The organism is Neorhizobium sp. LMR1-1-1.1 (genome assembly GCF_040675795.1).
Taxonomy (GTDB): Bacteria; Pseudomonadota; Alphaproteobacteria; order Rhizobiales; family Rhizobiaceae; genus Neorhizobium; species Neorhizobium cellulosilyticum.
In genome coordinates, this window is the sequence record NZ_JBEGHE010000058.1 from 263,123 (window position 1) to 288,605 (window position 25,483).

Consider the following 25,483-nt stretch of genomic DNA (forward strand, 5'->3'; position numbering starts at 1 on the left):
TGCCGTTGGTCTACAAGTGAACGATGGCTGCCACAAGAGCGCTTGGGACGAGGCAGATGTGATCTGATACGACTTGATCCGGCGGCTGATCAGAGCGAAATGGAGCGATGAGTGAAATCGTGAAGATCAAGACGACCTGTGTCATTGCCGGTGCCGGCCCCGCCGGGCTGATGCTCGGATTTCTGCTGGCACGGGCCGGCGTCGATGTCACCGTCGTCGAAAAACATGCGGATTTCCTGCGGGATTTTCGCGGCGACACAATCCATCCCTCGACGCTTGAAGTGATCGATCAGCTCGGCCTGATCGACGCATTTCTCGCCCTGCCGCATACGCGGGCTGAAAAGCTCTCGGCCGAGATGGGAGGAAAGAGGATCACGATTGCGGACTTTTCCCGCCTGCCGGTGAAAAACCGTTTCATCGCCTTCATGCCGCAATGGGACTTTTTGAATTTCCTGGCGGCATCCGCGCAAGGGCTTCCCAATTTCCGGTTGATCATGAATGCCGAGATTACCCGCGTCGTCGAAGATGTTAGCAGGGTCTCGGGCGTTGTTGCCCGAACGGCAGAAGGCGACATTCAAATTGAGAGTGATCTTGTCGTCGGTGCGGATGGCCGTAATTCCGTCGTTCGCGCCAAAGCTGGGCTGCGTGTCGAAAATTTCGGCGTGCCGAGCGAAGTCGTCTGGATGAAGCTTTCGAAACAGGATGGCGATCCCAACGAGGTCATGGGCCATGCAGGCCCAAGGCAGGGTTTCGTCCTGATCGATCGCGGTGACTACTGGCAATGCGGTTATGTCGTCCGTCGGACGACATTCGCTCAAATCTGCGATCATGGCATCGAAGCTTTCCGAAAGATGGTGGCGGATGTCTCGCCGCTTCCGGCATCGCGAATGGACGAAATACGGTCATTTTCCGATACGAGCCTTCTGACGGTGCGGATCGATCGCCTCAGGCAATGGTGGCGGTCGGGATTGATCTGCATTGGCGATGCGGCACATGCCATGTCTCCGATCGGCGGGGTAGGCGTGAACCTTGCCATCCAGGATGCCGTCGCGGCGGCAAATATCCTCTCGCGCCCGCTTCGCGAAGGCAGGCTTGCCGATGCTGATCTCGCGGCCGTCGAAAAACGCCGCAGCTTTCCCACCCGAGCGACGCAGAAGTTGCAGTTAATGATGCGCAGCAGCCGGCGGGCGGATCAGGCGAATGAGCACAAGCGCAAAGGCCCACCCGGCTTCATTCGCGGGATCGCCCGATGGCCGGTGCTTGCGCATCTTTCCGGTCGGCTGATCGGCCTCGGCTTCAGGATGGAGCGGGTCAGGGAGCCGCGTCCCACACGATAAGGCTTATCCGCGCGGGGTGGGGCTTACTTCGAATTGCAACCTTTGCGATCCGGATTCGTTGACGACTATGACGAAGCCGAGGGTTGGCCGTGTTTCTTGTTCGCCGGGTGCTGGTAGTTCTGATTGTTGGAGGCTGCGCCCTGCTGTTTTCTCAGGCGCCGGAATTCGCCCAGCAATATCGATACCGTCTCGCCAGTGCGATAGACGAGCTTACAACCGCCATCCAGATTTTCGACGAACAGGCGAATCATGCCGGCCTCGACCGGCAAACGGCACTGAATATTTACGCCTCCTCGAACGAGAGCTCTCTGCATCAGCAGGTTGATGCAATGCGGCGAAGCGTAGCGCGATATCAGTTGCTTTCGGACCAACTTGAAGATCTTGCCGCTGCCTCTTCTGTCTTGAGGCCTGTGGTGATCGCAAGGCAGCCAGATCACAGAATTTTAAGCGATGCCTGGCGGGGCTTCATGCCGTCTTTGCCAGTCAGTTTAGCCGGAGTGATATGGTGCGGAGCCGGTGTCTTGATCGGCATGTTCTGTGCGGCGAGCGTCAGTGCGCTGTTTGGCACGGCGGCACGGTTTCGTCGTGAGGCCCGGTCGAAAGCCTTTTCCCGCATCAGGGGTAAAGCGCTGCAGTAATCCGCGCTTCTGTGCCTTCATCATTCCAGCCTGCGGTTGATTAGTATCAAGGTGACATCCTTTGGGTGCGTCAAAATAGCTCGGCTGTCATCTGATCAACAATGAACGTGCAGACGGTGCGGACGAAGCGAATGGGCTACAAGATCGGCACACTTAGCCCCAGAGACGTGTTGCGTGCCTATGCACTGATTGAGCGAGCCATGCCGGGAGTCGATCTGGAGCAGTGGACGGCGCTCACGGCCACGACATTGTTGTGCCGCTGCTGGTTCATCGTCAAGGACAGCATGGGCTATATCCGGGGCATCGCCTATGTCGCGGTTAGAGGTGACGGGGACCTGCGACGCCAGGTCGAAGTCCCGCTCTTTGTATCGGTGAGCCTTGTCGACAACAGACAGGTGCTGGGCCTACTTTTTTCAGCTGTCAGAAATTTTGCGATCAAGGAAAAGTGCCGAACGATCCACATATGGACTGCCCTGCCTCCGGATTGGTCCGTACTGACCGGCTTCCTGGAGCGCGGACCATGGGACCATGGCCTAATTTGCGGGATCGATGACGAAGTCCCGCTGGATTATCCTATCTTGCCGGTGAAAATGTAGCCCACGCCGCGGATCGCTTTGATGAACTGGGGATGTTTGACATCCGCCTCGATCTTTCGTCGAAGCCTGACAATCTGGGCGTCGATCGTGCGGTCGAACGCCTCAAGCTGTCGGCCGCGTGTCATGTCCATGAGAAAGTCACGCGTCAGCACACGTCCTGCGTGGTTGAGGAACGCTGCGAGCATGTCGAATTCGCCGGTCGTCAGTTCAATTTCGGCCCCAGCAGGATCGAGCAGCTGCCGCCGAGAGATGTTAAGGGCCCAGCCTTCGAAGCGGATAACCTGATCCTCTTCCTGCACAACCCGCGGTGTGGCTGGCTGCCGCCGCCTCAATATGGATTTTAGGCGGGCATGGACTTCTCTCAAATGGAAAGGTTTTGCGATGTAATCATCGGCGCCGATCTCGATGCCGATGATGCGATCGACGACGTCGTCGCGGCCGGTCAGCATCATGATCGGCACGTCGGATTTCGCACGGATATCGCGCGCAAGGTCGAGGCCGTCGCGTCCACCCGGAAGCGAGAGATCGAGCAGCACGGCGTCGATACTATTTTGACGCATCGCAACGTTCATCTCGACGCCATCGGGTACGGTCGTAACCCGATAGCCTTCACCCTCGAAATATCGGGAAAGCATCTGGCGGATACGAGGATCGTCATCGACGACGAGGATGTGTGCCGCATGGGCTGGGTCAATAGACATTAAAACTAGCCGGGCTGTTACAAACTGTTACCAATTCGAACCGTCTTTTACGGCTGTAGCATTCGCGTGTTACTGCCGACAGGTCAACTACCCCTATCAAACGACGGGGTTAATACCATGCTTCTCACCAGCTATAATCGCGAACGCACAGCAGCAACTCTTCTTCATGAAGCAGAGCCGGAAACGCTCAATGGTCTGTTCTCGCGGCAGCCGGTCGAGTTTATTCACCCCGGCCAGTCGATCTTCTTCGAGGGCGACGAAGCGAAGCATGTCTTCGAGGTCGTCGAAGGCGCATTGCGCATCTTCCGGATCATTTCGGACGGTCGCCGGGTCATCACCGGTTTTGTTTTCGACGGTGATCTTCTCGGCGTGTCGCTGAAGCGCAATTACCTCTACAGCGCCGAAGCGATTGTCGGGACAAAGGTTCGCCGGCTGACCAGAAAGAATTTCGAGGCAGCCGTACAAGATTCGGAAGAACTGCGCCCGCAGGTGTTCGAACGGGTTTGTGATGAAATGGCCGCTGCCCAGGACCAGATGGTATTGCTTTCGTGCAAGAGCGCTGAGGAACGCCTCTGCACATTCCTGTTGAAGCACCTTCGCAGGGCGGCGGCCAAGAGCGACGTCCAGTCGATGGTGCAGCTGCCGATGACGCGCCAGGACATGGCGGACTATCTCGGCCTGACGATCGAGACCGTCTCGCGCACGATCACCAAACTCAGCACCAAGGGCGTTCTGGGCTGCGTGGGCCGTCATTCGGTGAAGGTCATCAAGCCGATGTTGCTTGCACAATTGGCTGGAGACGACGATGAATACGGCTGGGGAGATGCAGGTGCAGCCGAAGATCGGCGCCACCACTAAGCCGCAGCGCAGCCAGGATATTTGATGCCACACAAGATAAGAAACACTCTCACAACCCAGGCTGAACTGGATGCGGTTCTTCACCTTCTGGACGATGCCAATGTCATCGTCCACGGGAGTGACGGTATCATCACCCGGTGGAGCTCGGGCTGTGAGGCGCTCTATGGCTGGTCGCGTGAGGAGGCGGTTGGCCAGTCCGTTCACCAGTTGCTGCAGACGCGCTTTCCCAAGCCGCTCGATGAAATCAGGCAGCAGCTGGCATCGGAGTATTCCTGGCAGGGAGAGCTGGAGCACCGCACACGCGACGGCCTTGCGGTTTTCGTTGCAACGCGTCTGGTTGCCGTCTCCCTGTCGGTCGACGGAGCGCCCATAATCATCCAGACCAACAACGATGTGACCGCGATGAAAAGGGTACAGACCGATCTGGCAGAAAGGGAAGCGCATCTGCGCTCGATCCTCGACACCGTTCCGGAATCCACGATCGTCATCGACGATAGAGGGACGGTCACTTCGTTCAGCGCCGCCGCAGAGCGGCTGTTCGGCTACGGCGCTTCGGAAGTCTGTGGCCAGAATGTGAGAATGCTGATGCCCAATCCCGATCGCGATGCTCATGACGGTTACATTTCCAACTATATGGAAACGGGGGAGCGGCGTATCATCGGCTACGGCCGTGTGGTGACCGGGCTTCGCAAGGACGGCACGACCTTCCCGATGGAACTGGCGGTTGGCGAAGCGCGCACTGGCGGCAAGCGCATCTTTACCGGTTTCATCCGCGACCTCACCAGCCGCCAGAAGATCGAGGAGGAGCTTCGCCAATCGCAGAAGATGGAAGCGATCGGCCAGCTGACCGGCGGTCTTGCGCATGACTTCAACAATCTCCTGACAGTCATCAGCGGCAATCTTGAGATGATGGAATACAAGCTCGAAGATCCCAATCTTCGTGTCCTGTTGCAGGAAGCCCAGGCGGCTGCGGATGACGGCGCGAAGCTGACCGGCCAATTGCTGGCCTTCGGGCGACGCCAGCCGCTCAACAACAAGCTGGTGGATGTCGGGCAGCTCGTCTCGAGCTTCTCCGAGCTGATGCGCCGCACGCTCGGCGAGGCGATCGAATTCAGGACGATCATTGCAGGTGCGCCGAACGAGGCGCTTGTCGATGCGTCGCAACTGCAGAACGCCATCCTCAATCTCGTCATCAATGCGCGTGATGCGATGCCGCGTGGCGGCAAGCTGACGGTCGAGATTTCCCGGATCAAGCTCGATGTCGATTATGCGCAGATGTATTCCAACATGCGGACAGGCGAGTTCATTCTGGTTGCCGTTACAGATACCGGCACGGGCATGACGCCGGAGGTGAAGGAAAAAGCCTTCGAGCCGTTCTTCACCACAAAGGGTGTGAGCGCCGGCACGGGGCTTGGCCTCAGCATGGTCTATGGCTTCGTCAAGCAGTCGGGCGGCAATATCCAGCTCTACAGCGAGCCGGGGCAGGGGACGTCGGTGAGGATGTTCCTGCCCGCCGCAAAGAAGAAAGTCGATCGTGAAAATCTTCATGCCGTGGTGCATCAGGCGCAAAGCCCGCTTCCCGGTGGACCGGAGAAAATTCTGGTTGTCGAGGATGATCCGCGAGTGCGCCGTGTCACGGTCTCACGTCTGACGAGCTTTGGTTACGAGGTCATCGAGGCAGAGAACGGCAGTCAGGCGCTTTCCCAGCTTGATCGCCATCAGGATATCGCGCTTCTGTTTACCGACGTGGTGATGCCGGGTGGTATGACGGGTGATGAACTGGCCAACCGCGTCCGCTCGGAAAAGCCGCATATCCCGGTTTTGTTCACCTCGGGTTACGCAGAGCCGGCAATTGCGGGGCGAGAACTTGCCCTGTCGGGAAGCTGGCTGAAGAAGCCCTATACCGCGCGAGAGCTTGCCGTTCGGATTCGCGAGCTACTGGACTGATGATCAGCTGATCGTAAGTTTGCAGGCTCGAGTCCAGTTGATCCGGTTTAGCTGCGTCCGCGGTGGCGATTGAGGCCATTTTTCGGCCATTTTGTGCCTGGCCGCCTTTGTTTCAAAAGGAGGCAGGAGCAAGCCTTGCTCTTGTGTAAAACCGGCGCAAATTAACGAACCGTTAAGCTGCTGCGCACAAGGTCCCACCCATGACTATGTAGTTTTGGAGTTGGTCATGCGCATCAGTGGCGGCGTTGTGCTTCTTGTTATCCCGATCATCGCGATCCTGCTTTTCGGCGTGTCCGTCTCCTGGACGCGTCTTCAATCGGTCGACCGGACGTTTACAAGTTCGATCGGTCCGCAAAGCGACATGCCGCAGCCGGCGCGGCCTTGAGGGCGGCGTTGTCGATAAGATTTTGTGGAAGTGGTGATCCCAGATGGATTCGAACCATCGGCCTCAGGATTAGGAATCCTGCGCTCTATCCTACTGAGCTATGGGACCACTTGCGCTCATCCATACAAAAGCCGTCCGGATTAGCCAAGCCTTTTTCCGGCGATCATTCCGATAGCCGTTTCTCCGCGAGTTTTACCCAATAGGAAATGCCGTAGGCGATCGATTCGTCGTCGAAATCGTATTTCGGGTTGTGAAGCGGGGCAGTGTCGCCGTTGCCGATGAAGATGAAGGCGCCGGGGCGCTGTTTCAGCATGAAGGCAAAGTCCTCGCCGGCCATGGTCGGGTCGACATTCGCATCGACATTGGCGGCCCCCACCACGCCGGTCGCCACCTCGATCGCGTGGTCGGTTTCCAGGTCGTGGTTGAAGGTGACCGGGCACTGCCGGTAATATTCGATCTCTGCACTCGCGCCATGGGCGCTCACCAGTCCGTCGACGATCTGCTTTATGCGGTTCTGCGCCAGATCGCGGGTATCCTCGCTCAGGGTGCGGACCGTGCCCATGATCGTTGCCGTGTCGGGGATGATGTTATGGGAGGTTCCGGCGTCGAAACGCGTTACCGATATCACAACCGACTGGACCGGGTCGGCATTGCGGGCGGCAATCGCCTGCAGGCTGCCGACAAGCTGGGAGCCGATGAAGATCGGGTCGATCGTCTTGTGCGGCTGGGCGGCGTGGCCGCCGCGACCGGTAATGGTGATGGTGAAACGGTCGGGGGCTGCCATGATGCCGCCCTTGCGGATGGCGAACTGGCCGACAGGAATTCCCGGCATGTTGTGCATGCCATAGACTTCCTCGATGCCGAAACGGTCCATGAGGCCGTCTTCGACCATCGCCAGCGCACCGGCGCCGCCCTCTTCGGCCGGCTGGAAGATGACGGCAACGCTGCCGTTGAAATTACGGATCTCGGAGAGATATTTTGCGGCACCCAAAAGCATCGACGTGTGGCCGTCATGGCCGCAGGCATGCATCTTGCCAGGGGTTGTCGAGGCGTAGTCCTTGGCCGTCATTTCCGTCAGCGGAAGAGCGTCCATGTCGGCGCGCATGCCGATCGTGCGCGTGCCTTCGCCCTTGCCGCGGATGATGCCGACGACGCCGGTGCGGCCGATGCCGGTTGCGACCTCGTCGACGCCGAATTCGCGCAGCTTTTCCGCCACGAAGGCCGCGGTATTGTGAACGTCATAGAGAATTTCGGGATGCTGGTGCAGAAATCGTCGCCAGCCGGTCACTTCGCCCTGAAGCTCGGCTGCGCGGTTCAATATGGGCATAGTATCTCTTTCCTGAACGTCCAGAGCATTTCCGGCAAAGATGCTGGTGCCGTCAATGCTCCTCCTTTCGTTTTCCGCAGTCGCGGCCGCGAAGCCCACCCGCATTCCTGCCCGATGCGATCCGGCTTCACGTGGTTATGTTCACCCTCCGTCTTGCATAGTGCGCCGGGTGATTGACGTAATCAATCTTCTTTGCCATTGCTTCGACATATAGGCCATCTAATGGCCCCACTCGTTAACATTCGGACGAGGACGATCTTGCCGCACCTAAATATTCGCCACCGCACCGCCAGACGGCTTGCCTGCCTCGTGACGGCATTCGGAGTTTTCGCCTCCGCCAATGCTGCGCTCGCCAACCCGCGCATGATCATCGATGCCAATACGGGCCGCGTGATCGCGCATCAGGATGCTTTCCGGAAATGGTACCCGGCTTCGCTGACAAAGCTTATGACGGCCTATGTCACGTTCCGGGCGCTGAAGAGCGGTCGCCTGTCGCTGGACAGCACGGTGACGATGAGCAAATTCGCCACTGACCAGCCGGCCAGCAAGATGTATTTCCGGCCCGGCTCGCAGCTGACCATGGACAATGCGCTGAAGATCATGCTGGTGAAGTCCGCCAATGATATGGCTGTTGCCGTGGCGGAGACCGTCGGCGGCTCTACCGACCAATTCGTGGCGATGATGAATGCCGAGGCGCAGCGGCTCGGCATGTCCTCGTCGCATTTCATCAATCCGCACGGATTGCCGGGCAAGGGACAATATACGACGGCCCGTGACCTCGGCATCCTTGCGATGCAGATCAAGCGGGAATTCCCGCAATATTCGACCTATTTCACCATCGAAGGCATCGATACCGGCAAGAAGCAGTATCCGAACTTCAACACGCTGATCGGCCGTTTCGACGGTGCCGACGGGATGAAGACCGGTTTCATCTGTGCGGCCGGTTTCAACCAGGTGTCTTCGGCCACCCGCAACGGGCGCACGGTGATCTCGGTCGTGCTCGGGGCGGACAGCCTTGCGGGCCGTGCAGACGATTCCGCCAATCTGCTGCAGCAGGGCCTGACCACGACGGGCAGCCAGGGCACACCGCTGGCGTCGCTCGCGCCTTACGGCGATACGGCCGTGGTCAACGACCTCACCCAGGACATCTGCAATCCGAAAGCAGCAAAGGTTCGCAGCGAAACGCGCGACGATGCAGGCCGGACGATCATGCACTCGCCCTATCTTCACGAAATGACGCATCCGCCTGCCTATGTGTTTGCCGGCCTGATCCCGGGAACCGAACCGGTCGAAACGAAGATCGGCGAAAAAACCTACGCCAATATCCCGATCCCGGTACCGCGTCCGACATTCTGATTGGAACAGCATATGGCCCTCGGTCAGGACCGCATCCCGGTCTCCATCATCACCGGCTTTCTCGGTGCCGGAAAATCGACCTTGCTCAACAGGATGCTTCGCGATCCTGCGGCCAAGGATATCGCCGTCATCATCAACGAGTTCGGCGAGGTCGGGATCGACAATCTATTGGTCGAGGCTTCCGGCGACTCGATGATCGAACTTTCGAACGGCTGCCTGTGCTGCACGGTGCGCGGCGAGCTGGTCGATACCTTGGCCTCGATGATGGACGCGATCCAGACCGGCCGCGCCAAGCCGATCACGCGTGTCGTCATCGAAACCACCGGCCTTGCCGACCCGGCGCCGGTGATGCAGTCGGTGATGGGCAATCCGGTGATCGCCCAGAATTTCGAGCTCGAAGGCGTAGTGACGGTCGTTGATGCGGTCAATGGCCTTGCGACGCTCGACGCCCATGCGGAAGCGGTGAAGCAGGTGGCGGTTGCCGACCGACTGATCGTCTCGAAACAGACGCTGGCGGATGCCGGGCAGTTGTCGGCCCTTCGTGCCCGGCTTGCCGCGCTCAATCCGCGTGCGCCGCTTTCCGATGGCGACGATGCTTCCGTCAGCAGCCTGTCGATGCTGGCAAACGGACTTTATGATCCATCTTCGAAGATAGCGGATGTGGATCGCTGGCTGCGCGATGAGATTGCTGCCGATCATCACGACCATCATCACCACGATCATGATGATGAATGCGATTGCGGGCATGCCCATGATCACGGTCATCACCACACACACGACCATAGGCACCACCACCATCATCATGATGTGAGCCGTCATGGCGACGATATAAGGTCGTTTTCGATCGTGCATGACCGGCCGATCGATCCGATGGCGATCGACATGTTCATAGATCTCTTAAGATCCGCCCATGGCGAGAAGCTTCTGCGGATGAAGGCGGTGGTGAAGCTGTCGGACAATCCGGAGCGGCCGCTGGTTCTGCATGGCGTGCAGGCGATCTTCCATCCACCGCAGCGTCTGCCGCGCTGGCCGGACGGTTCCGACCAGAAAACCCGGATGGTGTTGATCACCAAGGGGCTGACGGAGGAATTCGTCGCAGATCTTTTCGCGGCGTTTACCGGCGAGCCGCGGCTCGACCGCCCGGACCGGGCGGCGCTGGAAGACAATCCGCTGGCCGTGCCCGGCTTCAGCCGATAGCAGAAACACCCTTGCGAATGATGAAGCGGTGGCCTTCCGCCGTCTTCTCGCTGTCTAGGAGTTCGTGACCTTCCTGGCTGCAGAAATGCGGGATATCGATGCCTGCGAGCGGATCGGTGGTCTCCACGATGAGACGGTCGCCGTCATAAAGAGCTTTCAGCCTGCGACGGGTCTTCAGCACCGGCAGAGGGCATTTCAGCCCCCTGAGGTCATAGATCATGTCTGTCGGCGAGGTCACTGCTTGTCCCAGAACTTCCAGAAAGGCTTCTTGGCTTCGCTGACCGGTGCCGCGGGCGCTGCATAGGCGAGCGGGTTCATCGGGTTTTGTTCGGGAACCGGAACAGCTGCCGTGCGGCCTTCTGCGGTCTGGATCGTCGGTGCGCCCGTGCTGGCGACGGTTGCACCTGTCGCAGCCGGAATGGCGCCGGTTGCTGCCGGCAGGCGATCCTGCTTCATGCGCTCGGCAACGGTTGCCGGCTGCGGAGCGGCAGAAAGCGAAGCTAGCTGGGTCGATGCGGGCTTCGGCTGGCCGGCAGCCATGCGCTTCTGCATCATTTCCTGGAATTCGGACTGGCTCATCAGCTTGCCGGCTTCGAGCGAGGTTCCTGTCGGTGCGTAGGCGAGTTCGCGGCCCTTGCGCTTTTCAGCAACGACTGCCTTGCGTTCGGCTTCGCTCGGCTCGTACCAGACCTTCTTGCCAAGCTTGTCGACGGCCTTTTCGAAAGCCACGTCATACGTCTTGTTGTAGGAGGAAAGAGCCGAAACCAGTGCCGGCGGTGTCGACATGTCCGGGCAGGCAGCGGCTGCGCTGAGCGGCCCCTTGGCCTCCTGGTTGAAGACGTATTTCTTGCCGCAGACCGCCACTTCCGGCGGGCGCTTGGTGACTTCGAAATTGTCGTAGCCGACCTTGACCATTTTCCAGAAGTCGCTGTGCTCGCTATCGCGATGGCGCGCCATGTTTTCCGCCGTCATGCGGAAGGGCAGGGCCTGCAGCTGCACGGAGGTCTGGCCGCCCTTGAAAGCGTCACGGGCGAAGGCATAGATCTCAAGGATCTGCTCGTCGGTCATCGAATAGCAGCCCGACGACGAACAGGCGCCGTGGATCATCAGGTTCGTACCGTTGCGTCCGTTGGCTGCATCGTAGCGGTTCGGGAAGCCGGTGTTGATCGCGAGATAATATTGCGAGTTCGGGTTCAGGTGCGCCGGCGTCAGGCTGTAGAAACCTTCGGGTGCCTGACGGTCACCTTCCTTGATCTTCGGGCCGAGCTTTCCCGACCACGCGCAGATGTCGTAGCTCTTGATCACCTCGAAGCGGTTGTCCGCTTTCGCCTTCCAGATTTCCAGCTTGCCCTCTTCCTTGAGGATGCGGATCATGATCGGCGAATTGCGCGGCATGTTCTTCGCCTGCATGTCGGCGACGATCTTTGCCGGCAGAGGCTGCTCGACCTTGTTCTTGACCTTGGAAATGTCGACGCTGGTCGCTGAATCCAGCGTATCGTTGCAGCCTGTAAGGGCTGTTGCAACCAGAAGAGCGAGGGCGATGTGCTTCAGACGCATCGGAACGGACCACATATCTAGTTCGTCATCAAACCGGGGGCAGAGGCGTGCGATAATGATACGGTAAGCTTTACATTTTCTTAACCGCTCAAAATCGCCTGTCCAGCAAAACCTCCGCGCTCCACTGTTATGATCAATGTGGCCGAAATTGGCAACCTTCGATGAAGAAGGCGACAATTAGAGGTTCCGGCCGATTTCCAGGAATTTCTGGCGGCGTGCGTTGCGTACTTCTTCGCCCGAGAGCTTCGAAAGGTCTGTCAGAGCCGACGAAATGACCTTGCCGGCAGCATCCATGACCGTGACCGGCTCGCGATGCGCACCGCCATTCGGTTCCGGAATGATGTCGTCGATAATGCCGAGGCCCTTCAGGTCCTGCGCGGTAATCTTCATGTTGGTCGCCGCTTCGCGGGCGCGTGTCGAATCGCGCCAGAGAATTGAGGCTGCACCTTCTGGCGAAATGACCGAATAGATCGAATGTTCGAGCATGTAGACGCGGTTGCCGGTAGCGATCGCGATTGCGCCGCCCGAGCCGCCTTCGCCGATGACGATCGAGATCATCGGAACTTTCAGGCCAAGGCACATCTCCGTCGAACGGGCGATGGCTTCAGCCTGGCCGCGCTCTTCCGCCCCAACGCCCGGATAGGCACCGGCCGTGTCGACAAGGCTGATAACGGGAAGGCCAAAACGGTCGGCCATTTCCATGATACGGATCGCCTTGCGGTATCCTTCAGGACGCGGGCTGCCGAAATTGTGCTTCAGGCGAGTCTTGGTGTCGCTACCCTTTTCCTGGCCAATCAGGGCGACCGGAATACCGTTGAAGCGGGCAAGGCCTGCCTGGATGGCGGCGTCCTCGCCGAAATTGCGGTCACCGGCGAGCGGCGTGAATTCGGTGAACAGATGCGCCGCGTAATCGACGAAATGCGGGCGCTGCGGATGACGTGCAACTTGAGTCTTTTCCCAGGCACCGAGCTTGGAATAGATCTCGCGGGTGGCTTCCTTGACGCGCGCCTCGAGCCTGGTGATTTCGTCCGACGTGTCGATGCTCTCGTCTTCGGTCGCGAGCTTCTTCAGCTCGTGAATCTTGCCCTCGAGGTCCGAGATGGGCTTTTCGAAATCGAGATAAGTCTGCATCAGATCCGGTTTCCCGTTGTTTTCCCATGGGAACGTAGAGCTCCCATTTTTCATTTGGGGCTTCTAATCCCGGTTTTTGGCTTCTTTTGCAAGGGGGTGATGTGTTTCCACCAGTTGACGAAGCCTTTCTTCCAGCACATGCGTATATATCTGAGTGGTCGAAATGTCTGAATGTCCAAGCAGTTCCTGTACCACGCGCAGGTCTGCGCCATGCGCCAAAAGATGGCTGGCAAAGGCGTGGCGCATGACATGCGGCGATATGGACGCGGCCTTTATGCCGGCCCTTGCCGCCAATCCCTTGAGGTCGCGGGCAAAGACCTGGCGCGGTAAGTAACCCGCGCTGCCATGCGAGGGGAACAGCCACGGGCTGGGCTCGCCATCGGTTCCCGCCGCCTTCTTCGCTTCGCCGTAGGATTTCAGTGCTGCGATCGAAGATCGCGACAGCGGAACGAGCCGTTCCTTGTTGCCCTTTCCGCGGATCATTAGAAAACGCCCGTCCTGTTCGAGCACTTTCAGCGGCAGGGAGACGAGTTCGCTGACGCGCATGCCGGTTGCGTAGAGCAGTTCCAGCAGCGCCAGCATGCGCAGGCGGTTGAGGCGATCCTTTGCGGGTTCGGCCGCTTCCAGTGCTGCGCGTTCCAGAAGCCGGGTGACATCCGCCTCGCTCAGGTTTTTCGGCAGGGCGCGCTGTTTCTTCGGTGCATCGAGCACTGCGGTCGGATCGTCGCCGCGCAGGCCTTCCGCATAAAGAAACTTGTAGAACTGGCGCATGGCGGAGAGCCTGCGCGCCTGAGAGGAGGGCGCAAAGGCGCGTTTTCCCAGATTGGCAAGATAGGCTGACAGGTTTTTGCTTTCGGCCAGAAGCGGCGTGGTCTTGTGGGAAATCAGGAAATCATAGAGGTCGTCCAGATCCCGTCGGTAGCTTTGAAGCGTGTTTTCGGCAGCGCCCCGTTCTGCGCTCAGCATTTCCAGAAAAGCTTCTATATGGGCAGCGGACAGATCTCGCATGAGAATGGCCTCGCCTATTGCTGCGCGGGCGGGTTGAGCCGTTCGGAGGGGACCCTGATGGTGATTTCGCGGTCTTTCGGCTCGACCAGCACCACGAGCGCGACCATGCTGCCATAGATCACGCCGGCAATGGCAGCCAGGATGAACAGGAAGCGGAAGAGAGTGGGCATGAAAAGGCTCCGTATCGTTACGGCGCACTATAGCCCGAATGGTTTACAGATCGACAAGAACTGCATCTGCGGCGTGATCTTGAGGGATCTGGTCGCGTGCGTGGCTTGACGCTGAATGAACATTTGTTGATACCGTTTTTGCGAACGGACGGCATCATGAGTGAAGAACTAACAGTCGAGCGACAGACATTACGGGACCAGGCTCGCGAAGCGCTCGGCGACCGCAACCTGATTTTTGTCGGCCTGATGGGTGCGGGCAAGTCGGTTATCGGCCGGCTGGTCGCCCAGACGCTCGGAATTCCGTTTGTCGATACCGACGCGGAAATCGAGTCCGTTTCCAGGATGACGATCGCGGAACTGTTTTCACAATATGGTGAGACGGAGTTCCGGGCGCTGGAAACGCGGGTGGTTGAACGGCTGCTGAAACAGGGGCCGCGGGTCGTATCCACAGGCGGTGGCGCCTTCATCAATGAAGCGACCCGCGCCCAGATCAAACAGGGCGGCCTGTCGATCTGGCTGAATGCCGATCTCGATACATTGTGGGACCGGGTCAGCCGGCGAGACCACCGTCCGCTGCTTAAAACCGAAAATCCAAGACAGACGCTGGAGAACCTGATGATCCAGCGTTACCCGATTTATGCCGAGGCCGATCTGACGGTGATGTCGGTGAATATTCGCAAGGAATTGATGGCCAACGCGGTTCTGGAGGCAATTACCGGTTTGGCTCAATCCGGTGTGGTCCAGTCCGATCCGGCCCAACAAGGTGATACAGAATGACAGTGCAGTCCCGATCCCCCGAACGCCTTGTGCATGTGCCGCTCGGAGACCGGGCCTACGATATCCTGATCGGTCCGGGATTGCTGGCCCGTGCCGGCGGCGAGATCACCTCGCGGCTCAAGGGACGCAAGGCTGCGATCATCACCGACGAACATGTCGCCCCGCTCTATCTCGAAGCCCTGATGGATGCGCTGCAGACCGACGGTATCGAAGCCGTGTCGCTGACGCTGCCTGCCGGGGAGAAGACCAAGAGCTTCGATCATCTGGCAACCGTCTGCGACATGGTGCTCGCGGCCCGCATCGAGCGCAATGACGCGGTGATCGCGCTCGGCGGCGGCGTGATCGGCGACCTTGCCGGTTTTGCGGCCGGTATCGTGCGCCGCGGCGTGCGCTTCGTGCAGATCCCGACCTCGCTTCTGTCGCAGGTCGACAGTTCCGTTGGCGGCAAGACCGGCGTCAATTCGCGCCACGGCAAGAACCTGCTCGGCGTGTTCCACCAGCCGGATCTGGTTCTGGCCGACACATCCATTCTCGATACGCTTTCGCCGCGTGAATTCCGCGCCGGTTATGCGGAAGTGGCGAAATACGGGCTGATCGACAATCCGGCCTTTTTCGAATGGCTGGAGAAGAACTGGAAACAAGTTTTCGAAGGCGGCCCGGAGCGGATCGAGGCAATCGCCGTCAGCTGCCAGTCCAAGGCCGATGTCGTCGTCGAGGACGAACGCGAGATGGGGCGTCGCGCGCTGCTCAATCTCGGCCATACATTCGGTCACGCGCTGGAAGCGGCCACGCAGTATGACAGCGCAAGGCTGGTGCATGGCGAAGGTGTGGCGATCGGCATGGTTCTGGCGCATGAATTCTCCACCCGCCTCAATCTCGCAAGCCCGGATGACGCAAAGCGCGTCGAGGCGCATCTGAAGGCTGTCGGCCTGCCGACCAGGATGAGTGAGATTCCGGGTGATCTGCCGGGTGCGGACGTGCTTCTCGATGCGATCATGCAGGATAAGAAGGTGAAGGGCGGCAAGCTGACCTTTATTCTCACCCGCGGTATCGGCCAGTCATTTGTCGCTGACGATGTTCCATCTTCGGAAGTCCTGAGCTTCCTGAAAGAAAAGCTCGCAAAATGACAGCTGTCGGCGGCCTCCTTTCGCGCAGCATAAACGCGGTCATCCGTGGGCTGATGCGTGCGACCGGGACATCGCTCAACGGCCAAACGCTGACACTCTGTGGTCATGACGAGCTGCATGCCGCGCTCGATGCCATGCATCGGGAGGGCAATTTCGGTGCCGAGGACCGCGACCGGCTGAGCGAGCTGTTCGATCTCATCGAACTTGAAGTTTCCGACGTGATGCGCCACCGCATGGCCATGGTCGCCGTTAATGCGGATGATCCGGCGGACGTGATCGTGCGCACGGTGCTCGAAAGCCCCTATACCCGCATGCCGGTGTGGCGCAATTCGACTGAAAACATCATCGGCGTGGTGCATGCCAAGGACCTGCTGCGCGCGCTTCTGGAGCCGGACACGACGCCGGCCGATGTCGATATTTTGAAAATCATGCAGAAGCCGTGGTTCGTGCCCGACAGCACGAGTCTCAAGGACCAGCTTGCGGCCTTCCTGAAGCGAAAGGTGCATTTCGCCGTCGTGGTCGACGAATATGGCGAGGTGCAGGGCATCGTCACACTGGAAGACATCATGGAAGAGATCGTCGGCGACATTGCCGATGAACACGATGTCGAGATCCAGGGCGTGCGCAAGGAAGCTAACGGTTCGGTCGTGGTGGACGGATCGGTGACTATCCGCGACCTCAACCGTGCGCTCGGCTGGGACCTGCCGGATGGCGATGCGACGACGATCGCGGGTCTCGTCATCAACTCATCCATGCTCATTCCCGAAGAACGGCAGGCGTTTACCTTCTACGGCAAGCGCTTCATCGTGATGAAGCGGGAGAAGAACCGGATCACCCGGCTGAGGATCAGGCCGGCGGACGATGCGGTGCCGGCTGCGGAGTAGTTCGGCTCGGGCGGCGTGCGCAATGCCGACAAATGATCACAAAAGCTTAGCTCAATCTTTAGTTTTGTAACCTAACGCCGGCACTACCGTATGTTTAAGGTATTGCCATGAGTATCGTGACATTGGAGCAGGTAGAGGCCCAGATCGCGCATCGTTTCGCGCTTCTGCGTTTCAAGCCGGAAATCGAATTGCTGTTCAGGCAGGATTATGTCGCGGAGCGCAATCGCCTCATCGGCATCTGGGCCGTGATCGGTCTTCTGATCTACGATCTGGTCTATTTCGGTGATCGGGCCATGATCCCCGATGTGTTGACCGAAGTAACGGCTCTCAGACTTCTCGTATTCACGCCTGTAGTCATCGCATCCGCCTTCGCGGTGCGCCATTGGCCGAGTTCACGTCTTTATGATGCCTTGAGCGTCCTGGTTGCCGTGCTGGGCGTCAGCCTGCCAATGGCGGCGGCCGTCGGTAGCCAGAGTTCCTACCTTCTGATCTAGCAGAACTACAACTCCGCGGCGTTCCTGTTTTTCGTCATCGCGCTTCGCCCCTTGTTTCCCGCCATGCTCGCAGGACTGGCGCTGATGTGCCTCTCGCATCTTTCTGCGGCCTATCTCACTGGCGCGTTCGACGCCGTTACCTTTGGCGGCATCGTCACGTTTTACCTGATGCTGTCGATATTCCTTGCCGCTGCCGCCTATTTTCTGGAGCGCACTGACCGACGCAATTTTCTTAACCAGTTGCGTGCCGCACTTCTGTATCGACAGCTGGAGGTAAACTCCGAGCGAGACGAGCTGACCGGGCTTTTGAACCGCCGATCGCTGGCGCGTATCGGGCGTGAGAGCTGGAGCGCGGAAGCGGAGACGCCGGTCGTTTCCGCCATCCTGCTCGACATCGACCACTTCAAGCGATTCAACGATCTCTACGGCCATATCGATGGAGATGCCTGCATCCGCACGGTTTCGCAGCACATCTGTGCGACCGTGGGCAAGGCGAATTGCGTCTTCCGTTTTGGTGGAGAAGAGATACTGGTCCTATTGCCGGGTCAGACGTCTCTGCAGGCTCTGGCGACGGCTGAAAAGATCCGCAGAGCGGTTGAGGGGCTTGCTATCCCACATGGCAAGTCGGATCATGGTGTCGTGACCGCAAGTCTAGGCGTCGCTTCGGCCATGCCTGCGCAGATGGCGATCGAAAAGCTTCTCCAGCGAGCCGATGAAGCGCTTTACGAGGCCAAACACCGCGGACGCAATACGGTGGTTATCGCCGAAGAGCCACAGATCGCAGCCTAAATCAGATACTACATCACGTCTTTTGGAGCTTCAGGGTCGTCTCAGGAGAAATCGATGCGGGCCTGTTCGCGATCCCGGCTCTTGGCCTTTGCCCAGCCAATCCCCATCTAGACCCCATCACCAGCGTGTCGGTTCTCCCGGCGCTGCGGCTTCCACCGCGAGCGCGTGAAGACCGGCGTCCAGTTCAGGTTTCAAAAGAGCGTTGACCGCCCGGTGCCGGTCGATCCGGCTCATGCCCGAAAATGCCGCTGCGACGATACGCACCCGCATATGTGTTTCGCCATCTCCGTCCATGCCCGGCTGGTGGCCGGCATGCTGATGGCTCTCGTTGATCACATCGAGCCTTTCGGGTGTGAGATTATCGCGAAGCGCGGCTTCGATACGGGATTTGACGGACATTTTTAGGCTCCGGTGGTCGGCGCAAGAGGGTGATCCAGAAACCAGCAACAAACCGCTTTGTCAATTCTTGTTTGGCCCGATCTTGGGCCCCATAATGTGTGCCTCATGAAGCTCGACTCCAAATATTTCGACCGTATCCGGACGCGCCGGAAAAGGCAGCAAGATGCCCCGCCGCAAGCGCCGACCTGCCAATGGGACGGGTGCGACAGGCCGGGTGTGCACAAGGCTCCGGTCGGGCGCAATGCCGAAGGCCAGTTCTTCATCTTCTGCTTCGAGCATGTGAAGGAATACAACAAGGGCTACAATTATTTCTCCGGCCTGTCGGATGGTGAGATCGCGCGCTACCAGAAGGAAGCGATCACCGGTCACCGCCCGACATGGAAGGTTGGCGTCAACAAAGACGCCAAGGATGCTCCCATTCATTCGTCGGCACGCTCGGGTTCGGCCTATACGCAGCAGCGTTTCAAGGATCCGTTCGGCTTTGTTGCGCAGGCGCGCGCCGGCGGCGGCGGTCGATACGAAACGCAAGGGCGCAAGCTGAAGACGCTGGAGGCAAAGGCTTTCAATACGATGGAACTCGGCGCCAACGCCACGTCGAGCGAGATCAAGGCCCGCTACAAGGAGTTGGTGAAAAAGCATCATCCGGACGCCAATGGCGGCGACCGCGGATCCGAAGAACGTTTTCGTGCGGTGGTGCAAGCATATCAGTTGTTGAAGCAGGCGGGTTTCTGCTAAGCCTCAAAAATCAAGGCAGCGATGATGATGGCCGGGCGGTTGCCCGTGCCCTGGAGTTATGATGAGCAAGATTGACCTGGATATTACAAACCTCCCCGACACCACCGTTTCCGTTCGGGAAGTTTTCGGCATCGATACCGATCTGAGAGTTCCCGCCTACAGCAACGGCGACCCTTACGTGCCGGACCTCGATCCGGATTACCTCTTTGATCGCGATACGACGCTCGCCATTCTCGCAGGCTTTGCCCATAACCGACGCGTCATGGTTTCCGGCTTCCACGGCACCGGTAAATCCACGCATATCGAGCAGGTCGCCGCCCGCCTCAACTGGCCCTGCGTGCGCATCAACCTCGATAGCCATGTCAGCCGTATCGATCTCGTCGGCAAGGACGCGATCGTTCTCAAAGACGGCAAGCAGGTTACCGAATTCAAGGACGGCATCCTGCCCTGGGCCTACCAGCACAATGTCGCGCTCGTCTTCGACGAATATGATGCGGGTCGCCCCGACGTGATGTTCGTTATCCAGCGCGTTCTGGAAAGTTCGGGCCGCCTGACGCTGCTCGACCAGAGCCGCGTCATCCGTCCTCACTCCGCCTTCCGTATTTTCGCCACGGCAAACACCGTTGGCCTCGGCGATACGACCGGCCTCTATCACGGCACGCAGCAGATCAACCAGGCGCAGATGGACCGCTGGTCCATCGTGACGACGTTGAACTACCTGCCGCATGAGAAGGAAGTCGATATCGTTGCCGCAAAGGTAAAATCTTTCGGCGCCACCAAGGAAGGTCGCGAGACTGTTTCCAAGATGGTCCGCGTTGCCGATCTCACCCGTTCGGCCTTCATCAACGGCGACCTGTCGACCGTGATGAGCCCGCGTACCGTCATCACCTGGGCGGAAAACGCCGAGATTTTCGGTGACGTGGCATTCGCATTCCGCATTACCTTCCTCAACAAGTGCGATGAACTGGAGCGGACCCTGGTGGCCGAGCAGTACCAGCGCGCCTTCGGCGTCGAGCTGAAGGAAAGCGCCGCCAACATCGTTCTGGGAGCATAACGCAGAGGAAGCGAAGCCTATGGCAGGTCGCGGAGATAATTCCAGGGGCAAGCCCGCCGGTCCGGTCGATACCGAGCCGATGCGGCGGGCGATAACCGGCTGCGTGCGGTCGATTGCCGGCAATCACGAGGTGGAGGTTTCCTTCGCCAACGAGCGTCCGGGACTAGCCGGCGAGCGTATCCGCCTGCCGGAAATTTCCAAGCGGCCAACCGCGCACGAGCTTGCCGTGACCCGTGGTCTGGGCGATTCCATGGCTCTTCGGATCGCCTGCCACGATAGCAACGTTCACGCGACGCTTTCGCCACAGGGGTCGGATGCCCGGGCGATCTTCGATGCCGTCGAGCAGGCGCGTGTCGAATCCATCGGTGCGCTTCGCATGTCCGGTGTCGCTGCGAACCTCAACTCGATGCAGGAAGAGAAATACGCCAAGGCGAATTTTTCGGGCATCGAGCGTCAGGAGGAAGCGCCGATCGGCGAGGCGGTCGCCATGCTGGTGCGCGAAAAGCTGACCGGCCAGAAGCCGCCGGAAAGCGCTGGCAAGGTGCTCGATCTCTGGCGTCCCTTCATCGAGCAAAATACCTCTACCGATCTCGATAACCTGAAAAACGTGATCGAGGACCAGCAGGCGTTTGCAAAGCTCGTCCGCCACATGCTGTCCTCCATGCAGATGGCCGAGGATCTGGACGGCGACGAGAACGAGCCGGAAGAGATCGAGAACCAGTCGGAAGAGGATCAGCCGAGCAGCGGCGAGACCGAAAACGAAGAGGTCGAGGAAGAGGCCGGCTCCGACGCAGCGCCCGCCGAGCAGAGCGAAGCTGCCGACGAGGAGATGGACGAAGGCGAGATGGACGGTGCCGAAATGTCGGACGACGAAATGTCCGACGAGGCCGACGACCATTCCGAAACGCCCGGCGAAACCCGCCGGCCGAACAGCCCGTTCGACGATTTCAACGAGAAGGTGGATTATCACATCTTCACGCAGGAATTCGACGAGGAGATCACGGCCGAAGAGCTTTGCGACGAGGCGGAACTCGATCGTTTGCGCGCTTTCCTCGACAAGCAGCTAGCGCATCTTCAAGGTGCGGTCGGTCGCCTGGCAAACCGACTGCAGCGCCGCCTGATGGCGCAGCAGAACCGCTCCTGGGATTTCGACTTGGAAGAAGGCTATCTCGATCCGGCACGCCTCGTGCGCCTGATTATCGATCCGATGCAGCCGCTCTCCTTCAAGAAGGAACGCGACACGCAGTTCCGCGATACTGTTGTCACTCTTGTGATCGACAATTCCGGTTCGATGCGCGGCCGGCCGATCACGGTTGCGGCGTCCTGCGCCGACATTTTGGCGCGTACGCTGGAGCGCTGCGGCGTCAAGGTCGAGATTTTGGGCTTCACCACCAAGGCGTGGAAGGGCGGCCAGAGCCGCGAAAACTGGCTGGCCAGCGGCAAGCCCGCTTCGCCCGGCCGTCTCAACGACCTGCGTCATATCATCTACAAGTCGGCGGATGCTCCGTGGCGTCGTTCGCGCCGCAATCTCGGCCTGATGATGCGCGAAGGCCTGCTCAAGGAAAACATCGACGGAGAAGCGCTGATGTGGGCGCATAACCGGCTGATCAACCGGCCGGAACAGCGCAAGATCCTGATGATGATCTCGGATGGTGCACCGGTCGACGATTCGACCCTGTCGGTCAATCCGGGCAATTATCTGGAGCGGCACCTGCGCGCCGTCATCGAGCAGGTCGAAACCAAGTCTCCGGTGGAGCTGCTGGCGATCGGTATCGGCCATGATGTGACGCGCTATTATCGCAATGCCGTGACGATCGTCGATGCCGACGAGCTTGCCGGTGCGATGACCGAGCAGCTGGCGGAACTGTTTGCCGACAAGTCGGCGGGCGGTGCCGCACGCGGCGGCCGCATGCGCCGGGCTGGCTGACCCATTGTCAAAACTGTCGCACGCTCTTCTGGCCGGTGTCGTCCTTGCGATGATGCCGGCCATGTCATTTGCGCAGGATGCTGCGCGGGTGACGGCCAAGCCGATCTCGCAGTTCAAGCCTGGATTCGATCAGGCACGATTCGGACCGCTGGAGTTTATCGGCGGCATCGAGTTCAGCTCGAACGATAGCCGTGTCCAGTCGCTGTCCAGCATACGCTTCCGGTCGGATGGCGCGCATTTCGTTTCCGTTCTCGATACAGGCGAGTGGCTGACCGGGCAGATCGTGCGGGATGCAGCGGGCAGGTTGTTCGGGCTCTCCGATGTGGCCGTCAGTCCGATCCTGATGCGCGATGGCCGCGCTGGTTCGAAATCCGCATCGGATGCCGAAGGGCTGGCGCTGCGGGATGGCGAGGCATTTGTCAGCTTTGAACAGCAGCATCGGGTCGATGCTTATCCGGATCCCGGTTTCGAGACCTCGAAGTCCTCGCGCAACGTCAATTTCCTCATTCCGCGGCAGGAGCTTCGGCGCAATGCCGGGATCGAAACACTGGTTGCGTCTCCGGCTTCCAGTCCGCTTGCCGGCGGGCTTGTGGCGATTGCTGAGAGCAGCCGGGATGCGGCGGGCAATCTGCTTGCGGCGATCGTAGACGGGCCGCTGAAGGGGCAATTCACCGTCGTGCGCCACGACCCCTATGATGCGACGGACGGTGCCTTCCTGCCGGACGGCGATCTTCTGCTGCTGGAGCGCCGCTTCAGTTTCATTGGCGGGATGGGAATGAAAATCAGGCGGATCAAGGGCGCGGATATCCGTCCGGGCGCCGTGGTCGATGGCGAGGTGTTGATCGATGTCGGGGCAGATCATTCGATCGACAACATGGAAGGCATCGAAGTGGTGGCAGGGCCGGATGGCAGCCCACATGTCATTGTCATCTCGGATGACAACGGCCTATTTCTCCAGCGCAACCTGATGCTGGAATTCAAGCTCAGCCAATAAAAAAGGGAGCCGAAGGCTCCCTTTGATGTTTCAGGCCGTTTTTGCCGCCGCTGGCGGCATCGGCTTCAGCACGTTCATCAGCGCGCCATAGGGCAGAAGCAGGACGACGCCGACGACGACCTTGACCACGAGGTCGCCGAGTGCCCAGGAGATCCAGCGCGGCGCTTCCGTGGACATGACGCCGAGGATAGGGGCGGGAGCCGTGGCGAAATCGAAATTCGGGCCGATGACGGCGAAGACCGGGGCAAACGCCAGCGAGAAGAACAGGACAGTGTCGATCACCGTGCCGATCATCGATGCGGCAAGCGGTGCCTTCCACCAGGTCTGGCGGCGGAGTTCGTTGAAGACCGAGATATCGAGAAGCTGGCCGATCAGGAAAGCGGTGCCCGACGCGATCGCGATGCGCGGTTCGGATAGCCAGAAGGAAAGCGCCACGCCGACGACAAAGCCGACGAACACGATGCGACGGGCAATCGCCGGACCGAACTGGCGGTTGGCAAGGTCGGTGACGAGGAAAGCGACGGGATAGGTGAATGCGCCCCAGGTGAGGATATCGCCGAGAGCGATGCCCCACAGAGTTCCGGTCAGGTGAAACTGGACGAGGATATTGGAGGCGACCACGATGGCTGCCATCGCGAGCGAATAGATAAGGGTATAGCGTGCTACTTGCATTTTTTTATCCTGGGGTATGCCACCAGTTGCGGATAGGCCAAGAGAAAAGGCTTGCCCGGTATTATCCGGTCAAGCCTTCTCCAAAGCCGGTGAAGTGTTGAAGTCGCTATTAAGCGGCTTCTGCAGTCTTCTTGGCGATCTGGCGACGCAGCAGACGAGCGCGCATCGACAGTTCGGTCTCGTCGGACTTCAGGAGGAAGGCATCGAGGCCGCCGCGGTGTTCAACCGAACGCAGAGCGTGCGCGGAAACGCGCAGGCGGAAGCGCTGGCCGAGAGCGTCGGAGATCAGAGTGACCTGGCACAGGTTCGGGAGGAACCGACGACGGGTCTTGTTGTTGGCATGGCTGACGTTGTTGCCGGTCATTACGCCCTTGCCGGTCAGTTCGCATACACGAGACATGGCATTCACCTTTGTTTTCTTCTGCAATCGGAGGCTCATCCGGACAATGTCCGGCACGCCGATCCAACTGGTCCTGATTGGAAAGTTGCGGTTCTATAGTCAGTGAGGCTCGGCGCGTCAAGCCAAAACCTCGGCTTTCGTACGTCTTTGCACCGCGACTAACTGCAGCCATGGCTATTTTCTTGCCATGATGCGCCTCTTATATCGGATTCTTGGAATTCTCAAACCGGTCGCAGGCAAACCATGTTCTCATTCATCCGCCCGCTTGCGGGAGCTGTCTTCCTCTTTGTTGCAGGCACCTCATCGGCATGGTCTGCCGATAAACATGTCACCGATTACGATATCACTCTTGGTATCCTGCCGATCGGTACGGCGAGCTTTTCGAGTGAATTCGACGGTAACGGCTACAAGATCAACGGCATCTTCAAGTCAGGCGGCATCGTCAACGTGATCAAGAAGGTGTCGGCCGAGACGAACGTGGCAGGACGGATCGAGGGGGATCGCCTGCAGGCCAACCGATACAATCTGGTCTACAAGTTGGGGAAACGGACGCGGATCTATGATGTCGTCTATACCAACGGCAATGTGACGGACACGACGATTACGCCGCCACCGCGCCGCAAGGCGGAAAACTGGGTGCCTGTCACGCCACAGGACCTGCGTTCGGTGCTGGATCCGTTGAGCGGGCTGATCTTCCCGGAGGGGGCGACCGTTTGCCCGAGCCGCGTGCCGGTTTATGACGGGGAATCGCGGATGGACCTGCTGCTCAAGCGGGAAGGGACCAAGCCCTATGAGACCAAGGGCTTCAAGGGCGAAACCATCGTCTGCACTGTCCGCTACCAGCCGAAATCCGGTTACCGTAAGGGACGCGATGACATCGAGTATCTGCAGAAGACCCCGATGGAAGTGTGGTTTGCCAAGGCAGACGGGTCCAATGTATATGCCCCGATCTATGCCCGTATCCCAACGAGGATGGGACCGCTCTATATAACGGCCGCCCGATACGGCGGCTGAGAGCGTGTG

The 25,483-nt window shown here is 59.3% G+C and carries 27 protein-coding genes, 1 tRNA gene and 1 pseudogene; 18 read left to right on the forward strand and 11 right to left on the reverse strand.

Going from position 1 to position 25,483, the window contains the following annotated elements; all coding sequences use genetic code 11:
- The first annotated feature begins 107 nt into the window (after window positions 1-107).
- The 3 genes from MRBLMR1_RS26465 to MRBLMR1_RS26475 all read left to right on the forward strand — a co-directional run bounded on the left by MRBLMR1_RS26465 (window position 108) and on the right by MRBLMR1_RS26475 (window position 2,571).
- A complete protein-coding gene (locus tag MRBLMR1_RS26465) occupies window positions 108-1,337 on the forward strand; it encodes an FAD-dependent oxidoreductase (protein ID WP_148148193.1) in 1,230 nt (409 codons plus the stop codon).
- 89 nt (window positions 1,338-1,426) lie between these two features.
- A complete protein-coding gene (locus MRBLMR1_RS26470) occupies window positions 1,427-1,975 on the forward strand; it encodes a DUF2937 family protein (protein WP_500066957.1) in 549 nt (182 codons plus the stop codon).
- 131 nt (window positions 1,976-2,106) lie between these two features.
- Window positions 2,107-2,571 carry a hypothetical protein gene (locus tag MRBLMR1_RS26475; RefSeq protein WP_148148195.1) on the forward strand — a complete coding sequence of 155 codons (465 nt, stop codon included), beginning with the start codon at window positions 2,107-2,109 and terminating at the stop codon, window positions 2,569-2,571.
- Here the strand turns inward: MRBLMR1_RS26475 and MRBLMR1_RS26480 are convergent.
- On the reverse strand, window positions 2,544-3,272 hold the full coding sequence (locus tag MRBLMR1_RS26480; protein WP_148148196.1) for a response regulator: 729 nt from the start codon (window positions 3,270-3,272) through the stop codon (window positions 2,544-2,546). The genes MRBLMR1_RS26475 and MRBLMR1_RS26480 overlap by 28 nt on opposite strands.
- A 117-nt stretch (window positions 3,273-3,389) precedes the next feature.
- Here MRBLMR1_RS26480 and MRBLMR1_RS26485 point away from each other — a divergent pair, with 117 nt between their 5' ends.
- The 3 genes from MRBLMR1_RS26485 to MRBLMR1_RS26495 all read left to right on the forward strand — a co-directional run bounded on the left by MRBLMR1_RS26485 (window position 3,390) and on the right by MRBLMR1_RS26495 (window position 6,462).
- Window positions 3,390-4,130: a helix-turn-helix domain-containing protein gene (locus MRBLMR1_RS26485; RefSeq protein ID WP_148148197.1), complete on the forward strand. Its 741-nt coding sequence runs from the start codon at window positions 3,390-3,392 to the stop codon at window positions 4,128-4,130.
- 24 nt (window positions 4,131-4,154) lie between these two features.
- Window positions 4,155-6,077 (forward strand): hybrid sensor histidine kinase/response regulator, encoded by a 1,923-nt coding sequence (locus MRBLMR1_RS26490; protein ID WP_148148198.1) that lies wholly within the window; start codon window positions 4,155-4,157, stop codon window positions 6,075-6,077.
- A gap of 226 nt (window positions 6,078-6,303) precedes the next feature.
- On the forward strand, window positions 6,304-6,462 hold the full coding sequence (locus MRBLMR1_RS26495) for a hypothetical protein (RefSeq protein ID WP_183686332.1): 159 nt from the start codon (window positions 6,304-6,306) through the stop codon (window positions 6,460-6,462).
- 31 nt (window positions 6,463-6,493) lie between these two features.
- Here the strand turns inward: MRBLMR1_RS26495 and MRBLMR1_RS26500 are convergent.
- Together MRBLMR1_RS26500 and MRBLMR1_RS26505 are read right to left on the reverse strand one after the other, a co-directional pair.
- A tRNA-Arg gene (locus tag MRBLMR1_RS26500) sits at window positions 6,494-6,570 on the reverse strand.
- Between the two features lie 55 nt (window positions 6,571-6,625).
- A complete protein-coding gene (locus MRBLMR1_RS26505) occupies window positions 6,626-7,789 on the reverse strand; it encodes a M20 aminoacylase family protein (RefSeq protein ID WP_148148199.1) in 1,164 nt (387 codons plus the stop codon).
- A gap of 258 nt (window positions 7,790-8,047) precedes the next feature.
- Between MRBLMR1_RS26505 and MRBLMR1_RS26510 the strand changes: the two genes are divergently transcribed.
- Both MRBLMR1_RS26510 and MRBLMR1_RS26515 read left to right on the forward strand, forming a co-directional pair.
- Window positions 8,048-9,145 (forward strand): D-alanyl-D-alanine carboxypeptidase family protein, encoded by a 1,098-nt coding sequence (locus MRBLMR1_RS26510; protein ID WP_286195004.1) that lies wholly within the window; start codon window positions 8,048-8,050, stop codon window positions 9,143-9,145.
- A gap of 12 nt (window positions 9,146-9,157) precedes the next feature.
- Window positions 9,158-10,342, forward strand: coding sequence for a CobW family GTP-binding protein (locus MRBLMR1_RS26515; protein ID WP_148148201.1), 1,185 nt, complete (start codon window positions 9,158-9,160; stop codon window positions 10,340-10,342).
- Here the strand turns inward: MRBLMR1_RS26515 and MRBLMR1_RS26520 are convergent.
- From MRBLMR1_RS26520 to MRBLMR1_RS26540, 5 genes are all read right to left on the reverse strand, one after another.
- The gene (locus tag MRBLMR1_RS26520; protein ID WP_148148273.1) at window positions 10,332-10,562 is read right to left on the reverse strand and encodes a sulfurtransferase TusA family protein; all 231 of its coding nucleotides are present in this window, start codon (window positions 10,560-10,562) and stop codon (window positions 10,332-10,334) included. The genes MRBLMR1_RS26515 and MRBLMR1_RS26520 overlap by 11 nt on opposite strands.
- A gap of 14 nt (window positions 10,563-10,576) precedes the next feature.
- Window positions 10,577-11,899 carry a L,D-transpeptidase family protein gene (locus tag MRBLMR1_RS26525; RefSeq protein ID WP_148148202.1) on the reverse strand — a complete coding sequence of 441 codons (1,323 nt, stop codon included), beginning with the start codon at window positions 11,897-11,899 and terminating at the stop codon, window positions 10,577-10,579.
- A gap of 177 nt (window positions 11,900-12,076) precedes the next feature.
- Window positions 12,077-13,030 carry an acetyl-CoA carboxylase carboxyltransferase subunit alpha gene (locus tag MRBLMR1_RS26530; protein WP_148148203.1) on the reverse strand — a complete coding sequence of 318 codons (954 nt, stop codon included), beginning with the start codon at window positions 13,028-13,030 and terminating at the stop codon, window positions 12,077-12,079.
- Window positions 13,031-13,093: 63 nt separating this feature from the next.
- Complete coding sequence (gene xerD / locus MRBLMR1_RS26535) at window positions 13,094-14,038, reverse strand: site-specific tyrosine recombinase XerD (RefSeq protein WP_148148204.1); 945 nt, start codon at window positions 14,036-14,038, stop codon at window positions 13,094-13,096.
- A gap of 14 nt (window positions 14,039-14,052) precedes the next feature.
- Entirely contained in the window at window positions 14,053-14,208 is a 156-nt protein-coding gene (locus tag MRBLMR1_RS26540; protein ID WP_183686328.1) for a hypothetical protein, read from the reverse strand.
- Between the two features lie 156 nt (window positions 14,209-14,364).
- On the opposite strand from MRBLMR1_RS26540, the gene MRBLMR1_RS26545 reads away from it, so the two are divergent.
- From MRBLMR1_RS26545 to MRBLMR1_RS26565, 5 genes and pseudogenes are all read left to right on the forward strand, one after another.
- Complete coding sequence (locus MRBLMR1_RS26545; RefSeq protein WP_148148205.1) at window positions 14,365-14,985, forward strand: shikimate kinase; 621 nt, start codon at window positions 14,365-14,367, stop codon at window positions 14,983-14,985.
- On the forward strand, window positions 14,982-16,112 hold the full coding sequence (gene aroB / locus MRBLMR1_RS26550; protein ID WP_148148206.1) for a 3-dehydroquinate synthase: 1,131 nt from the start codon (window positions 14,982-14,984) through the stop codon (window positions 16,110-16,112). Before MRBLMR1_RS26545 ends, aroB begins: the two co-directional genes overlap by 4 nt.
- A 101-nt stretch (window positions 16,113-16,213) precedes the next feature.
- Window positions 16,214-16,996: pseudogene (locus tag MRBLMR1_RS26555) on the forward strand (CBS domain-containing protein); the annotation flags it as partial.
- Between the two features lie 107 nt (window positions 16,997-17,103).
- Complete coding sequence (locus MRBLMR1_RS26560) at window positions 17,104-17,490, forward strand: hypothetical protein (protein WP_500066949.1); 387 nt, start codon at window positions 17,104-17,106, stop codon at window positions 17,488-17,490.
- An 84-nt stretch (window positions 17,491-17,574) separates the two neighbouring features.
- A complete protein-coding gene (locus tag MRBLMR1_RS26565; RefSeq protein WP_500066950.1) occupies window positions 17,575-18,279 on the forward strand; it encodes a GGDEF domain-containing protein in 705 nt (234 codons plus the stop codon).
- Between the two features lie 117 nt (window positions 18,280-18,396).
- On the opposite strand, the gene MRBLMR1_RS26570 is transcribed toward MRBLMR1_RS26565, so the two are convergent.
- Entirely contained in the window at window positions 18,397-18,678 is a 282-nt protein-coding gene (locus MRBLMR1_RS26570; RefSeq protein WP_148148208.1) for a BolA family protein, read from the reverse strand.
- A gap of 105 nt (window positions 18,679-18,783) precedes the next feature.
- On the opposite strand from MRBLMR1_RS26570, the gene MRBLMR1_RS26575 reads away from it, so the two are divergent.
- The 4 genes from MRBLMR1_RS26575 (at window position 18,784) to MRBLMR1_RS26590 (ending at window position 23,388) form a co-directional block, all read left to right on the forward strand.
- Window positions 18,784-19,413, forward strand: a complete 630-nt coding sequence (locus tag MRBLMR1_RS26575; RefSeq protein ID WP_148148209.1) for a J domain-containing protein — start codon at window positions 18,784-18,786, stop codon at window positions 19,411-19,413.
- A gap of 61 nt (window positions 19,414-19,474) precedes the next feature.
- A complete protein-coding gene (cobS, locus tag MRBLMR1_RS26580; RefSeq protein WP_148148210.1) occupies window positions 19,475-20,467 on the forward strand; it encodes a cobaltochelatase subunit CobS in 993 nt (330 codons plus the stop codon).
- A 19-nt stretch (window positions 20,468-20,486) separates the two neighbouring features.
- The gene (gene cobT, locus MRBLMR1_RS26585) at window positions 20,487-22,394 is read left to right on the forward strand and encodes a cobaltochelatase subunit CobT (protein ID WP_148148211.1); all 1,908 of its coding nucleotides are present in this window, start codon (window positions 20,487-20,489) and stop codon (window positions 22,392-22,394) included.
- Between the two features lie 49 nt (window positions 22,395-22,443).
- Window positions 22,444-23,388 carry an esterase-like activity of phytase family protein gene (locus tag MRBLMR1_RS26590; protein WP_148148274.1) on the forward strand — a complete coding sequence of 315 codons (945 nt, stop codon included), beginning with the start codon at window positions 22,444-22,446 and terminating at the stop codon, window positions 23,386-23,388.
- A gap of 30 nt (window positions 23,389-23,418) precedes the next feature.
- Here MRBLMR1_RS26590 and MRBLMR1_RS26595 read toward each other — a convergent pair whose 3' ends face one another.
- Both MRBLMR1_RS26595 and rpmB read right to left on the reverse strand, forming a co-directional pair.
- Entirely contained in the window at window positions 23,419-24,060 is a 642-nt protein-coding gene (locus tag MRBLMR1_RS26595; RefSeq protein ID WP_148148212.1) for a queuosine precursor transporter, read from the reverse strand.
- Window positions 24,061-24,169: 109 nt separating this feature from the next.
- A complete protein-coding gene (gene rpmB, locus MRBLMR1_RS26600; RefSeq protein WP_148148213.1) occupies window positions 24,170-24,460 on the reverse strand; it encodes a 50S ribosomal protein L28 in 291 nt (96 codons plus the stop codon).
- Between the two features lie 243 nt (window positions 24,461-24,703).
- Between rpmB and MRBLMR1_RS26605 the strand changes: the two genes are divergently transcribed.
- Window positions 24,704-25,474, forward strand: coding sequence for a DUF3108 domain-containing protein (locus tag MRBLMR1_RS26605; RefSeq protein WP_148148214.1), 771 nt, complete (start codon window positions 24,704-24,706; stop codon window positions 25,472-25,474).
- The last annotated feature ends 9 nt before the right edge of the window (window positions 25,475-25,483 follow it).